13 protein-coding genes are annotated in these 13,900 nt (G+C 37.8%); 8 read left to right on the top strand and 5 right to left on the bottom strand.

The genetic code is table 11. From position 1 onward, the window contains the following. The first annotated feature begins 20 nt into the window (after positions 1-20). From crcB to CWD91_RS16505, 4 genes are all read left to right on the top strand, one after another. Positions 21-386 (top strand): fluoride efflux transporter CrcB, encoded by a 366-nt coding sequence (crcB, locus tag CWD91_RS16520; protein WP_103442073.1) that lies wholly within the window; start codon positions 21-23, stop codon positions 384-386. A 298-nt stretch (positions 387-684) separates the two neighbouring features. Next, positions 685-1,023 carry a P-II family nitrogen regulator gene (locus CWD91_RS16515; RefSeq protein WP_103442072.1) on the top strand — a complete coding sequence of 113 codons (339 nt, stop codon included), beginning with the start codon at positions 685-687 and terminating at the stop codon, positions 1,021-1,023. A 30-nt stretch (positions 1,024-1,053) separates the two neighbouring features. Continuing rightward, positions 1,054-2,304 (top strand): ammonium transporter, encoded by a 1,251-nt coding sequence (locus tag CWD91_RS16510; RefSeq protein ID WP_103442071.1) that lies wholly within the window; start codon positions 1,054-1,056, stop codon positions 2,302-2,304. Positions 2,305-2,415: 111 nt separating this feature from the next. After that, on the top strand, positions 2,416-3,483 hold the full coding sequence (locus tag CWD91_RS16505; RefSeq protein ID WP_103442070.1) for an outer membrane beta-barrel protein: 1,068 nt from the start codon (positions 2,416-2,418) through the stop codon (positions 3,481-3,483). 54 nt (positions 3,484-3,537) lie between these two features. Here the strand turns inward: CWD91_RS16505 and CWD91_RS16500 are convergent, their stop codons facing one another. The 3 genes from CWD91_RS16500 to CWD91_RS16490 form a co-directional block, all read right to left on the bottom strand. Next, positions 3,538-4,176 (bottom strand): DUF1684 domain-containing protein, encoded by a 639-nt coding sequence (locus CWD91_RS16500; RefSeq protein WP_103442190.1) that lies wholly within the window; start codon positions 4,174-4,176, stop codon positions 3,538-3,540. Between the two features lie 266 nt (positions 4,177-4,442). Further along, complete coding sequence (locus CWD91_RS16495; RefSeq protein ID WP_103442069.1) at positions 4,443-5,855, bottom strand: alpha/beta hydrolase; 1,413 nt, start codon at positions 5,853-5,855, stop codon at positions 4,443-4,445. A gap of 220 nt (positions 5,856-6,075) precedes the next feature. Then, positions 6,076-6,528 carry an Lrp/AsnC family transcriptional regulator gene (locus CWD91_RS16490; RefSeq protein WP_103442068.1) on the bottom strand — a complete coding sequence of 151 codons (453 nt, stop codon included), beginning with the start codon at positions 6,526-6,528 and terminating at the stop codon, positions 6,076-6,078. Positions 6,529-6,646: 118 nt separating this feature from the next. Here CWD91_RS16490 and CWD91_RS16485 point away from each other — a divergent pair, with 118 nt between their 5' ends. Then, on the top strand, positions 6,647-7,039 hold the full coding sequence (locus tag CWD91_RS16485; RefSeq protein WP_103442067.1) for a hypothetical protein: 393 nt from the start codon (positions 6,647-6,649) through the stop codon (positions 7,037-7,039). 115 nt (positions 7,040-7,154) lie between these two features. On the opposite strand, the gene CWD91_RS16480 is transcribed toward CWD91_RS16485, so the two are convergent. Continuing rightward, positions 7,155-10,613 carry a methylmalonyl-CoA mutase family protein gene (locus CWD91_RS16480; protein WP_103442066.1) on the bottom strand — a complete coding sequence of 1,153 codons (3,459 nt, stop codon included), beginning with the start codon at positions 10,611-10,613 and terminating at the stop codon, positions 7,155-7,157. A 254-nt stretch (positions 10,614-10,867) separates the two neighbouring features. Here CWD91_RS16480 and purU point away from each other — a divergent pair, with 254 nt between their 5' ends. Both purU and CWD91_RS16470 read left to right on the top strand, forming a co-directional pair. Beyond that, entirely contained in the window at positions 10,868-11,719 is an 852-nt protein-coding gene (gene purU, locus CWD91_RS16475) for a formyltetrahydrofolate deformylase (protein ID WP_103442065.1), read from the top strand. A gap of 55 nt (positions 11,720-11,774) precedes the next feature. Next, a complete protein-coding gene (locus CWD91_RS16470) occupies positions 11,775-12,476 on the top strand; it encodes a DUF4197 domain-containing protein (RefSeq protein WP_103442064.1) in 702 nt (233 codons plus the stop codon). 270 nt (positions 12,477-12,746) lie between these two features. On the opposite strand, the gene CWD91_RS16465 is transcribed toward CWD91_RS16470, so the two are convergent. Continuing rightward, positions 12,747-13,526 (bottom strand): alpha/beta fold hydrolase, encoded by a 780-nt coding sequence (locus CWD91_RS16465; RefSeq protein ID WP_103442063.1) that lies wholly within the window; start codon positions 13,524-13,526, stop codon positions 12,747-12,749. Positions 13,527-13,708: 182 nt separating this feature from the next. Between CWD91_RS16465 and CWD91_RS16460 the strand changes: the two genes are divergently transcribed. After that, positions 13,709-13,900, top strand: coding sequence for a hypothetical protein (locus CWD91_RS16460; protein ID WP_103442062.1), 192 nt, complete (start codon positions 13,709-13,711; stop codon positions 13,898-13,900).

Here is a 13,900-nt window from a genome sequence, read left to right as displayed (position 1 = left end):
GAAATAAAAATTATAAGTCGATGAAGCAATTTCTACTCGTCTTTTTAGGAGGGGGCTTGGGGAGTGGACTGCGTTTTTTACTAGGCAAAACTTTCAACAACACCTTTCACAATTTTTTCCTTGGTACTTTTATTGCCAATATTATAGGTTGCCTACTAATAGGCTTTATTCTTGGACTTTCGTTTAAGAACAATATACTTTCCTCAAATCAGACCTTATTATTGACCACTGGTTTCTGTGGTGGCTTCACTACTTTTTCAACATTTGCTTTGGAACAACACTCATTTTTAAAAACTGGTGATTTTGTTAATTTTGCCGGTTATACCCTCGCCAGCCTAATCATCGGAATCCTTGCCGTGGCTGCAGGATTCTGGTTTTCCAAGTAACAACACCTCGTTTACTCCCTTTTCATTATTTCTTTCCATTTTAGTTTTTTCAGGAGATTTTACCAATTTCCTGCATTATTAACAGCAAAACGCTTAAAAAGACACGATTCTTTCAGTTTTTGACCCAGCAAATGTTAATTATATTAACATATCAACATAATTATTATTAAGAATCTACATACCCACAAAATATAGGGGTATTTTTTATATAATATGTAATTATTTCTTATACACCCCCTAAAAAATAGGGGGGTATTAATTTTATATATATTTTTGCTTCATAAATAATAAATCAATTATGAAAAAAATCGAGGCAATTATTAGGAAGTCAAAATTTGATGACGTAAAAAAAGCGTTACATCAAATTGAAGTTAACTTTTTTAGTTACTGGGATGTAACGGGAGTCGGAAATGAAAAAGAAGGTCATGTATATAGAGGCATTTCCTATAGCACATCCGACATTCAACGCAGGTATCTTTCCATAGTAATATCGGATGAGTTCTTGGAGCGTACGGTTAATACGATTCTGGAAACCGCATATTCAGGAAATGTAGGTGACGGTAAAATTTTCGTTTCGGAAGTTTTGGAAGCCTATCGCATTAGAACAAAGGAAAGCGGAAAAGCAGGCATTAACTAAAAAATTAAAAATCAACAAACAATATACAACATGGACGTAGGATTATTTACAGCAAATAACGTTTGGATGATGATATGTACGGCTCTCGTATTCTTCATGCATTTAGGATTTTCTCTTTTGGAAATTGGACTAACCAGACAAAAAAACACAATCAATATCTTATTTAAAAACGTATTTATCATCTGCATGGGGTTACTCATATATTATGTAGGTGGATTTAACCTAATGTATCCAGGTGATTTCAATGGATATCTTGGTTTCGCCGGATTTGGCATTGAAGCCCCCATACTACCAGACGGCAGCTTGGACCTCACCTATAGCGAAGGGTATACGTATTGGACCGATTTTCTGTTTCAAGGCATGTTTGCTGCAACAGCAGCTACTATAGTTTCTGGAGCAGTAGCAGAACGTATTAAACTTGGTGGATTCATGATTTTCACCATAATCTACGTAGGATTGGTTTATCCTATTGTAGGTTCTTGGCAATGGGGTGGTGGATTCCTATCCACACTGGGTGGCGATGATGCCGGTTTCCACGATTTTGCCGGATCCACTCTAGTGCATTCCGTTGGAGGATGGGCAGCATTGATCGCAATCTATATATTGGGACCTAGAATTGGCAAGTTTGGCGAAGACGGAAAACCTAATGCGATTCCGGGCCACAACATTCCATTGGCAGCCGCTGGTGTGCTTATTCTTTGGCTGGGCTGGTTTGGGTTTAATGGTGGATCGGTCTTATCAGCAGATCCTGCTGGGACTTCAATCGTATTGGTCACAACTTGTTTGGCGGCAGCCGCAGGTGGAATGGGATCATTTATCTTCTCTACAATCCTATACAAGAACTATGACCTTACCATGATGCTGAACGGTATCTTGGGCGGTTTGGTAGGTATTACTGCAGGAGCCGACCTAATGTCTCCTTTTGAGGCTATTATCATAGGTCTAATAGCCGGGGTAATTATTGTCCTAGGCGTTGCTTTGGTAGACAAATTAAGGCTGGATGATCCAGTTGGAGCAGTTGCAGTTCACCTTATCTGTGGTATTTGGGGTACTTTGGCCGTTGGTATTTTCGGAGTTAAGGCCGGTGTATCCCAGTTTTTATACCAACTATCAGGAGTAGCCGCAACCGGTATTTTCTGCTGCCTAACAGCATTTATCATTCTCTACACGATTAAGAAAACTTCAGGAATCAGAGTTTCCAAGGAAGAAGAATTGGAAGGCTTGGATTTACATGAGCACGGAATGGATGCCTATGCCGACTTCAGGATGAACCAACACTAATAAATACAAAAGGTAACGGAGCGTTTTGCAGAACGCTCCGTTAATAACCTTTTCAATTACAACAACTCAATAAATACATAACATCCTGAATAGGATATAACCCATTGAATTATGAAAACGATTATTTACACAAAATACGTAAAAAATTTACTATTACTTGCATTTGTTCTTGCTTCAGCATTGACCTTTGCCCAAGAAGAGGAAAAGGAAGACAAAAAATTCACCATCAGCGGAAGTGTGGATGCTTATTACAGAACAAATTTAAATGGAGACAACGGTTTTGACGACACCTCTGGTGCCCCTAATGCAGCTCCTGGATCCTCTTTTGCCAATTTACCTGGTTTTGCCTTGGGAATGGCCAATGTGATTGCCGGTTACGAAGGTGAAGATGTAGGTTTCGTAGCTGATCTTGTTTTTGGACCAAGAGGAACGGATGCCATTTTTGCTTCCCCTTTATATTCTGCTACGGGAAATATTGTTAACCAATTGTATGTATACTGGAATGTAAGTGAATCCGTGAAATTAACCTTTGGTAATTTTAATACATTCTTAGGTTATGAAGTAATTTCTCCTGTAGCTAATTTTAACTATAGTACATCTTACTTATTTTCATATGGCCCCTTCTCCCACACCGGCTTAAAAGCAGACTTCACCTTATCTGACGACTTTAGCTTAATGCTGGCGATCATGAATCCTACCGATCAAACCGAATTGAATCCAACCGAAAAATATGCCTTCGGAGCTCAATTGGGCTACAGCGGTCAATTCTTAAATTTCCTTGCGGATGACGGTGCTTTTGAGATCGACTTCACTGGAGGCTTCGATTTGTCAGATGAATTCTTCTTGGGAATCAATGCAGCCCTATATGACAATGATGATATTGGTTTTGCCGGAGTAGCTCTTTACCCTCAATATGCCACTTCTGACAACTTTACCTTGGGATTAAGAGGTGAATATTTCGCTGAAACAGGAGACTATGGCGCCATTGGAACAGGACTTGAAGATTCCAGTGTTTTTGCTGTAACGCTTACAGGAAGTGCCACTATAGGAAATTTAATAATCAAACCAGAATTGCGATTGGATAGTGCTTCTGATGATTCCTTTAGTTTCTTAGATACGGATTTGGCACCACAAAAGAGTTTGTCCTCTTTTGTTCTAGCCGCCGTGTATTCTTTCTAAAAAAATTGAGTTTATTATTTATAGCCCCGCTTAGAGCGGGGCTTTTTTATTTTATCATTTTCTAAATGCCTTCACTCCTGCTAAAATTTCAGTGTCCAGTCTATTTTGCTTTGGAACCAACGGACAGGAATATTTGGGATTATAAGCGCAATATGGATTATATGCCTTGTTAAAATCCAACAGAATGCTATCGCCGTCCGGAATAGTCAAGTCCAAATATCTGCCGCCACCATAGGTTTCCTCACCATTGGTTAGGTCCGCAAAAGGCAAAAATAAATAATCCCTATACTTCTCCTGCTGCAATAATTCTTGATTTTGATATACTTCCAATTTATGATTGCGACCATTAAGGTCAAAAGTAGCTACACCATATACAATCTCCTCAGTCTGTCTTTCAGTGTTAGTAGGCATAAGGAATGGCAGGGCCTCAGGTGTTCTAGTAAATTTTGCAATTACCCTATATGTAGTATCGGGTTTATAAAAATCCAAAGTCGTAAAATCCTTTCTAAACCTATCCGGTAAGGGAGAAGTTTCAGGGTCCTTGAATTCCTTGTTCAATTTTTTCTGAAATTGAACAATATCTTCCAATGAGCTAGCTTCCACAAGTGCCGTTTTCCCGTGCTCCTGGTCGTGATATCTTTTTTCCTTACAGCCCAGTACAAATATTACCAAAATCAAAAATAACTGCTTCATTTTCCTGCTTTTGGCATAAAAATACAACATCCCTATTTCTGAATAAAAAATTTCTTGAAACAGACTAACCTTAAAGCGTATTCCTAACGGAAACGCATTTAAAAGTATCTTGAAAAATTTGTGTTAGATAGTTTACGAATGGCAAACAGGAACTATCATTTTCATTTCCTTTATTTCCCAGTTTACAATGTGAATCAATAGACCTCCAATAATTTGAGGGATAAGGGCAATGCCACTTGCCATGACTATCCACCAAATATAACGGCTCATTCTTCAATTATATCATAACGGGCGTCCTTAAGATATTTTGCCACAATTTCGTTGAACTCAGGCGTAATCCGGAGAAGGGCAGTACCCTCCAAACTATATAATTCAGCTTTATCAGCATACCCTTTTTTCAATAATTCTTCCAGATAAAACAATGATGTTCCATAATCCTCCATTTGGGCACTGCTGGCTATTATTTTTAAATAATAACTGTAATCATAGGGATCTGTTATCGTTTTTAACATCCATAGTAGGTTTAAAACCTCCTGATTTACCTGGCTCCCTCCTTTAACTATATCTATATTATCTTCAATTAATGCATTAACGTAACCCAAAAGCCTTTTCCCCATTTCCTTTTCAGCCGTAATCTTGCTTTTGTCGTACTTCTTTAGTTCCCCCATCTGGTATATCCACCAACCCAAATTATTGTAATTATAGGTAGCTAAATCCTCCTCCAAATAATAAACATAATCTTCCTTTATAAATGACTCCTTAAGCAAGGTATTGTTTTCATTGCGCGTCATTGTCTTAAAAACCTTATCCTTTTTCAGTTCACGCTTTATCTTCTTTAAGGAATCGGTATCTTTGAATACTCTGTACACGGACACAGCTTCCTCCAACAAATTATCCGCCTGAATTAAGTTGTTGGATCTAATTAAAGCATTTATTTCCAGCAAATTTTGGGCATAGGTCTTATCCACATAAGCCTCATTCTTCACAATTTTTCCTTTGGCCATTGCGGATAAGGTGAAGATTTCCAAGGCCTTTTCCAGATATTCGGTATGGGGCCATTCATGACCACCATTAAATACGAGGAAATGATTAGGAAATTTTAACCTGTCAAGTAACGATTTACCAATTAACATTTCGGGATATGCATAATCCTCCTTTCCCACTATTCCTATAAAATGAAACAAATTGTTAGCGTCCAATATTTCCAAATTGGGATAAACGGCGCCACAGGAAATTACCCCGGAAATACCCTTTACAAAAATTGGCAGGACAGATGCAAATCTGGCCCCGCTATCAAATCCTGCACTATAGGTCCTGTTTTTTTGAATAGGCAGTAAGGTGATAATCTCATTAAACATTCTGCCCGTTATGAGAATATTCTGGGAAGTGGTCAAAGAGTCGTTGACATTGTTTGAAGCCGCCAAGATATACCCCTGTCTTTCAGCCGCATCCTTAAACATACGCATGGCCTGTTTACCCCTTCCTGCCATGTCAAAAACAAAAAGAATAGGCCAATTTTTGTCCATTTCAAAGCTTGTAGGAAGATACAGTGAAAAACTTTCCGATATGGAATCTTTAACAGCAATCGAATCTATTACAATGCCTTTTTTCAAGGTTATCTGCTGTGAATTACCCAAAAAAACCGTCCCGAGGAACAGAAATATTATAATTTTCTTCATAGACTTATTGTCATCAAATATCTAGCCAAATTAATAAAGTGTTCCTAACATTCCAACGTATATCAGATTCAAATATTGATGGGTAAATCAAAATTAAACATCATTAACTTTCCACTTGGACCGTTACAATACATTAAATTAAATAATTAATACTGTAGCACCAAAGGGGTTAACCTCTTTTAATTAAAAATTTGCCAAGCAAAATCCCTAAAACAACTCCTTAAGCCTCTCTTTTTCTAATAGGAGCATTGGAAACTACATCCGATAGGATAATATGGGTACGGGTTTCACCATATTGTATGAGCTTGTCTATAAATTTCTCCAAATGAAATTGATCCTTTAGGACCACCAACATAATAATATTCTCGTTTCCTGTAATACGATAACAATTGACCACTTCTTCATAAGTATTCACAATTTCCAAAAATGGCCGCAATTTCCCCATAAAAGCGCGCAGGGTAATAATGGCTTTTAATTGATATCCCGTATGTGAATGGGATACCACAGCTTTGTACCCTGAGATGACCCCGATATCTTCCATTTTTTTCACCCTTTCCGCAACCGCAGGAGGAGTTAACCCAACTTTCCTTCCAATATTGGCAAAAGATTCCCGGGCATTTTCCTGTAGCAATTTTAATATCTTCCAATTAAGGACATCTATCTTTGTATTCAATATTTAAATGATTAAAATTATTAACTTTCAATAGCTAATTTACAATTTTACTTTATATTATAAATTCATTTTCCTTAATTTCTACGTAATTTTATATAAGAAAAGTTGCCAAAAAAAAATGCCTTACAAAAACTTAAGTACGATTCCGATTTATCGCAAATCCTTGGATCTTTTACAGATGAGCAGGGAAATTGCTTCGTACCTATCTTACAATAAGGATTTGCTGAAGCTTTATCAATCCAACAGCCTTCGGGACATAATGGTCGATTCCCTTTTAACGGATTCCATTTTAATTCCTCAGCAAATTGCTGCTGCGGAGCGCTCTGAATGCCATGCCGCTAGAATGAGAAGTGCCACTTTCATCAATGTCATTATAAGAAACATAAACTCTTATTGTACCGGTTTGGAAAAAGATGGAGTTAAGGAAAAAGAATACCTAAATCTTTTGAGGAGCGAAATAAAAAGTTTCAGAAGAATGTACAAAGTTTGGAGGCGATCCATACGGAGTTAAGGTATCTTCATCACAACATCTTCCATATAATTAAAGTATATCCCTTAAACTGCGAGGATTCCAGGGAATTACCAAATCCTTCATCAAGCTGAAATGTCTTTTACAATACTGTAAATTACATATTCCGCCTATACTGCCCTCCCACTCCAAACAATGCTTTGGTAATTTGACCCAAGGAACAGAATTTGGTAACCTCCATAAGCTTTTCAAAAATATTATCGTTTTTAATGGCCGCCATTTGTAATTCCTCCAATTGTTTCCCAGACTCATCACCCATCATCGCTTTTAACTTTTCCAAAGTACCAATCTGGGCCTGTTTTTCAGTTTCAGTGGCCCGGATTACCTCTGCTGGTAAAATTGTAGGCGAACCTTTAGAGCTTAAAAAGGTGTTCACCCCAATAATAGGAAATTCCCCATTGTGCTTTAGGGTCTCATAAAACAGACTCTCCTCTTGAATTTTCGATCTTTGATACATGGTCTCCATAGCCCCCAACACTCCTCCCCGTTCTGTAATACGGTCAAATTCCAACAGTACGGCTTCCTCTACCAGATCCGTCAATTCCTCAATTATAAATGAACCCTGTAGTGGATTTTCGTTTTTAGTCAAGCCCAATTCTTTATTTATAATCAATTGAATGGCCATGGCCCTACGAACAGATTCCTCGGTTGGGGTGGTTATTGCCTCATCATAGGCGTTGGTGTGCAATGAATTGCAATTATCATAAATGGCGTATAGCGCCTGTAGTGTAGTACGGATATCATTAAAATCTATTTCCTGGGCGTGCAAGCTGCGGCCTGAAGTCTGTATATGATACTTTAACATCTGTGCCCTAGAATTTGCCCCGTATTTAATGTTCATTGCTTTTGCCCAAATCCTACGGGCAACCCTGCCGATTACGGCATATTCGGGATCAATCCCATTGGAGAAGAAAAAGGACAGATTAGGGCCAAATTTATTGATATCCATCCCCCTGCTCAAATAATACTCCACATAGGTAAACCCGTTGGATAAGGTAAATGCCAATTGGGTAATGGGATTTGCACCTGCCTCAGCAATGTGGTACCCTGAAATAGATACCGAATAAAAATTGCGTACCTCGTTCTTTATAAAGTATTCCTGTACATCACCCATAAGGCGGAGGGCAAATTCCGTTGAAAAAATACAAGTATTTTGGGCCTGATCTTCCTTTAAGATGTCTGCTTGTACCGTACCCCTTACTTTATTCAAGGTTTTGGCCTTAATTTCAGCGTATATATTAGTCGGCAAAACCTGATCACCGGTGATTCCCAAAAGCATTAGCCCCAAACCATTATTACCTTCGGGCAGATTACCTAGGTATTGCGGCCTCTCCATTCCCTTTTCCTTATAAATAACAACTATTTTCTGTTCAACCTCTTTTTCCAATCCATTTTTAAGAATATACTTTTCACAATTTTGATCAATGGCAGCGTTCATAAAATAACCCAATAACATGGGTGCAGGACCATTGATGGTCATACTAACGGAGGTTGTAGGACTGCACAAATCAAATCCGGAATACAATTTCTTGGCATCATCCAAACAGCAGACAGAAACTCCTGCGTTGCCAATTTTACCATAAATATCCGGCCTGTAATCTGGATCATGGCCATAAAGGGTTACTGAATCAAAGGCAGTAGACAAACGCTTGGCGGGTAACCCCAAACTCACATAGTGAAATCGCCTGTTCGTACGTTCGGGACCACCCTCACCTGCAAACATTCTGGTTGGATCCTCTTCTGTTCTCTTAAAAGGATAGAGTCCGGCAGTATAGGGAAATTCTCCAGGTACGTTTTCCTGAAGAATCCAGCGCAGAATATCTCCCCATGCCCTATATTTTGGAAGTGCTATTTTAGGAATATTCGTTTGAGCTAGGGATTTAGTATGTGTTTCAATGTTAATTTCCTTTCCCCTTACGTTAAATTTAAAGCCCGGTGATCTGTATTGTTGAACCTTTTTTTCCCAATTCACAATTAGCTCCCAGTTGTGTGGATCCAAGTTCATTTTAATTTTATCGAATTCCCTGAACAAGAGTTCCAACAATTGTTTTTTATCATCGGGCATGGTCATCTTTAGGATTCCTTCCTTATTTATCCCGCTTTTCGTGAGAAAGGAATTAAAATCCACATTCGCGTCAACTCCGGATACGGACTGAATGGTTATAAAAACTCCAAATAACCTTTGAGCCAGGTCTGATTGATAATCTGCCTTTTTATCATAGGCCCTGTTGTTTTCAGCTATTTCTGATAGGTATCGGGTACGGGCAGGAGGTATTATAAAAATCTTCTCTGCTTCAGCATTGGCGATTTTATATTGGGAATTCAAAGCCGTTCCTGTTTTCGCAACCAACTTGTCCATGACAGACATATATAGTCTATTCATTCCAGGGTCATTAAATTGCGAAGCAATGGTCCCGAAAATTGGAAGCTCATCTTGATCGGCATCCCACAGTCCATGATTTCGCACATATTGCTTTTTCACATCCCTAAGAGCATCCAAAGCCCCTCTTTTATCGAATTTATTTATTGCCACTATATCGGCAAAATCCAACATGTCTATTTTTTCCAACTGCGTAGCTGCACCAAATTCGGGCGTCATGACATAAAGCGAAACATCACTGTGTTCAATTATCTCCGTATCTGATTGGCCTATTCCCGAAGTTTCCAAAATAATTAGGTCGAACCCCGCCACCTTTAAAACCTGTACGGCTTCATCAACATGTCTGGACAATGCCAAATTGGATTGTCTGGTGGCCAAAGAGCGCATGTAGACCCGAGAATCGTTTATGGCATTCATACGAATACGATCTCCCAACAAGGCACCGCCAGTTTTTCTTTTAGAGGGATCTACAGAAATTATTCCAATCGTTTTACCGGAAAAATCAACTAAAAATCTTCGGACCAATTCATCTACCAAACTAGATTTTCCGGCTCCTCCCGTTCCTGTAACCCCTAGAACCGGCACCTCGTTATCCAATGGTAGTGGACTTGGAAAGATCTTTGCAAAATCGTCATGTCTATTTTCAGCCAAGGTAATCAGCCTGGCAATAGCATTTACATCCTTTTCCCTTAGGCATTGGATCATAGTTTGGCCTTTCTCCATTTTGAAGGAAGGAATTGGAAAATCGCTTTGCCTTACCAAATCATTTATCATTCCTTGAAGTCCCATAGTCCTACCGTCATCCGGGGAATATATTCTGGTAATGCCATGATCCATCAACTCCCTAATTTCTTCAGGCAAAATAACTCCCCCACCACCACCAAAAATTTTAATGTGCTCTGCTCCTCTTTCCAATAAAAGATCGTGCATGTATTTAAAATACTCATTATGCCCCCCTTGGTACGAAGTTATGGCTATGGCATTCACATCTTCCTGAATGGCGCAATCCACAACCTCAGAGACACTACGGTCGTGCCCTAAATGTATTACTTCCACACCATTAGACTGAATAATGCGTCGCATCATATTAATTGCAGCATCATGACCATCAAAAAGAGAGGCGGCCGTAACGATACGCACTTTGTTCTTTGGAATATATGGTGGCTTTTGTTTCATAACAACAATACTATTTTCCTTTTTAAGATAGATTGAAAATCACCTATTAAACTATTGTTCCGCTCTGTAGTTATCGCAGTATTGAAATAACAAGGCCTGCACATTTTAATAGTCAAAAAAAGGACAATTATACGGGTGCAATTTAGCAAATTCGCAAAGGATATAGCTATAAAATTAGAATTTTACAAAAATACCCCTTAACTAAAGTACTTCATTCCTAAAATCCTAATTTTACGGCTTAAAACAATTATACTTTGAAGACAACCATCCTCATTAATTGCCCCGACCAATCTGGAATAATTAGTTCGGTTACCGGATTTATACATAAAAAAGGTGGCAATATTATTTATATTGATCAGCATGTTGATAAAGAAGCCGGGGTCTTCTTCATGAGACTGGAAAGTGATTTTGAAAAAAACATTCCAGCCGTGAAGAATTTAAAACTAGAATTTGAAAAGGAATTGGCCCAACCTTATCAAATGGAATGGAGTCTGTATTTGGGATCTTTTAAGCCAAAAATGGCCCTATTTGTTTCTAAATACAATCATTGTCTATACGATTTATTAAGTAGGTACAACTCAGGAGAATTGGAGGTTGAAATACCCTTTATTCTTAGCAATCACAGTGATTTAGAATATGTAGCACAACAATTCGATATTCCTTTTTTCCATATACCTGTAACAAAAAATACAAAAAGTGAAGCTGAAAATCGTCAATTGGATCTTTTGAAAGAATATCAAATAGATTTTATCGTATTGGCCAGATATATGCAAATTGTAACCGGCAAAGTTATTGATCACTATCCCAATAAAATCATCAACATACACCATTCATTTCTTCCTGCATTTGCTGGCGCCAAGCCTTACCACGCAGCTTTTGATAGGGGAGTTAAGATTATTGGGGCTACCAGCCATTATGTTACCGAGGAATTGGATGCCGGGCCCATAATTGAGCAGGATGTTACTACTGTAACCCATGCCCATAGCATTAAGGATTTTATAACCAAGGGACGGGATCTAGAGAAAATTGTACTGTCCAGGGCTGTAAAACTTCACATTGGTAGAAAAACAATGGTCTATAACAACAAGACTGTAATTTTCTCTTAGCCCAAGTACTAAATTCCAATAGCTTAAGTTATAGTTATAACTATAAAATTTAAAAATGAAAAAATTATTATTAGCTGTAATCCTATTCCAATTTGTTGGATGTTCGGAATTACAACAGGTGGTCAATCAGTTACCACAAGGTGGAACCATTGGCAATGACGAAATTGCAAACGGTCTTAGGGAAGCGCTTTCCATGGGAATTGATAAGCAGGTAACTAAATTAACCCAAACCGATGGCTTTTTTAAAAACGAACTGGTAAGAATTATGCTGCCCGAAGAGTTGCAGAAAGTAGACAAGACCCTACGGGACATAGGCCTCTCCAATTTAGCCGATGAAGGACTTAAGATACTAAATAGGGCTGCTGAGGATGCCGTTAAGGAAGCAACGCCCATATTTGTGAACGCTGTTAAGGGCATTACCTTTAACGATGCTAAAAATATCCTATTGGGTGCGGATAACGCAGCCACCATATACCTTACCAACGCAACCCAATCCGAACTTTACAACAAATTTAATCCTGTTATTAAAAATTCCTTTGAAAAAGTAGGGGCAGATAAAATATGGAATAATCTGATTACCAGATACAACAATATTCCCCTTACCAATAATGTTAATCCAGACCTAACAGATTATGTTACCCAAGAGGCTTTGGATGGCGTTTTTATGATGATTGCGGTGGAAGAAAAAGAAATAAGGACCAAGGCTTCTTCTAGAACCACAGCTGTTTTAAAAAGGGTTTTTGCACTGCAGGATTAAAGGTGAACATTTTATTTAATATTTGTACAATAAATGCATTTTCTATCCGTTACAATTACAAGTATACACCACAGTCTATTATTTGCTAAAATAGCGATCCAATTATAAAATAAAAGTTTGAGTTAGTATTTTTTGAGTTAGTTAGTTTAAAACCGGTGGGAGCACCGGTTTTTTTGTTTTAATGGTGGTTAGTTTATTATCAAAAATATTGCGCCGGGCGCAAACCAAGATAGATTCAATTTTTAAACTTATTCAGAAAAAAGACATTACCTATTTTATTAATAGATATTCAATAACGGTATCATTAAAAAATTGTGGCTGTTCTACATTCACCACATGCCCACAGTTTTGGACCACTATCAACTCTGAACTTTTATGATCCAATACAATTTGCCTAATGGTTGGCAGGAACAGATAATCCTCAGCGCCCATTACATAGAGTGTGGGAATCTTTATATCAACCGTCCTAAAAAAATGCAGTAAGGGATTTATTTCCGAGGTCAACTTGAACCATCGTATAAATTCTTTTTGATACAATTTCTTGGCCTCACGAACGAAAAGTAATCGAGATTCCTTATGATTCTTATTGGGCATAATCACAAAGGCAAAAAATTTATACAGCCATAAATAAGGAACTATTGATTTTAATATAACACCGAGCTTCATCAATATCTGGGACCTTAGATTCAATTTCATAATAGCACCTCCCATAATCATACTCTCCACCCTATGTGGATGCTTTTCGGCCAAATTGCGAATTAAAATGGTGCCTAAGGAAATCCCTATAAAATGAGACCTTTCAATTTTTTCATAATTGATGACCTCCAAAATATCCTCGGTTATATTGTCAAATGTATACTTATCCTTAAAGGCATCCTTAAGATTAGGCTTGGAGTTTCCGTGACCCCTAAGATCCAAAAGGAGTACATTAAAATGTTTTTTAAATTCCCTAAGCTGCTTGTACCATATAGTGGAACTCCCTCCTGCTCCATGTACAAAAGTCACCCATTTGGTGGACGTACTATGAATATGTGTATTATAACTGATCAATATGCATTTTTTATAAAAGTAGCATTAATTACGACATCCTTTATAAGGCTTAAAATATTCGCGTTTTACGACTTGTATTAACCCAAGGTTAAAAAATAGATAAATTACCTGATTATTAGACCAATACCCCCTAAAAGAGTAGACATAGACCTTGTTTCTATTTATATTTGTAAAAAAAGTTTATGAAAAATCAATATTGCAAAGTAGGTTCAATAACACATATGGGCAGCAATGAATTAAATCTATTGGAGCACCAATACCAAAATTTTATGGACAAGGCTTCAAGTATTAAACATTCCGATTTAAAACTTGCCGAATTTTTTGAATTGAAAGCCATGAAAATCCAAAAAATAATCCAAAACTTGGTTCAATAA

It is taken from the genome of Arenibacter hampyeongensis (genome assembly GCF_002909255.1).
Taxonomy (GTDB): Bacteria; Bacteroidota; Bacteroidia; order Flavobacteriales; family Flavobacteriaceae; genus Arenibacter; species Arenibacter hampyeongensis.
The sequence above is the reverse complement of the archived record's forward strand: the minus strand, read 5'-3'. Positions and strand labels throughout refer to the sequence as shown.